Below are 628 nucleotides of genomic sequence, written 5' to 3'. Positions count from 1 at the left end.
GCCTTCTTGTCGTACCACAGAGAACTCAGACCGCTCGCCATCTCGCGCATTCCGTCGAACGTCTCGTCGAGGTCCGCAGGACCACCGTTCGCTTCCTCGAACGAAGTTGCAATATCTGACCAGTACACGAGTTTGTGACGTTCCTCGTATGGGAAGTCCAAGAGCGTCGCGAGCATTCGAGCTGTCAGTTCGATCGAGACAGCCTGGACCCAATCGAACGGCTGATTCACCGGCAAGTCGTCTAGTACCTCGCGAACCCGAGACCGAATGAGCGTCTCCATCTCGCGCAGGTTCTTCGGCGCCACCACCCCCTGCACAGCTGCTCGCTGCAAGTCGTGACGCGGTGGGTCCATCGCGATGAACATCTCGATATCGAGAAAACGAGGCGGGGCCCCGATCACTATCATCGGCTCGGCGGAGAAGACCTCATGGTTCTTATCGACCGCGATGATGTCTTCATGTCGGGTCACTGACCAGAACGGCCCGAACGCACTGTTGGGCTGAAAGTGGACCGGAGCCTCGTTTCGCAGGCGCTCATAGTAGGACTGCCAGCGGCCTTGGCGATAGAGAAAGGGATTACTGAGGTCGATGTCGGCGAGCTCGACATCCTCGACGGGAGGAATGGGAC

At 58.6% G+C, this 628-nt stretch carries 1 protein-coding gene; it reads right to left on the bottom strand.

Annotated features, from left to right (window positions below; translation table 11 throughout):
* The coding region (locus tag G6017_RS13505; protein WP_182617812.1) for a cytochrome P450 family protein at positions 1–628 on the bottom strand (628 nt) is incomplete at both ends.

Origin of the sequence: Dietzia sp. B44, from assembly GCF_014145245.1 — a bacterium.
Classification (GTDB): Bacteria; Actinomycetota; Actinomycetes; order Mycobacteriales; family Mycobacteriaceae; genus Dietzia; species Dietzia natronolimnaea.
This window is presented reverse-complemented; position numbering and strand designations above follow the sequence as displayed.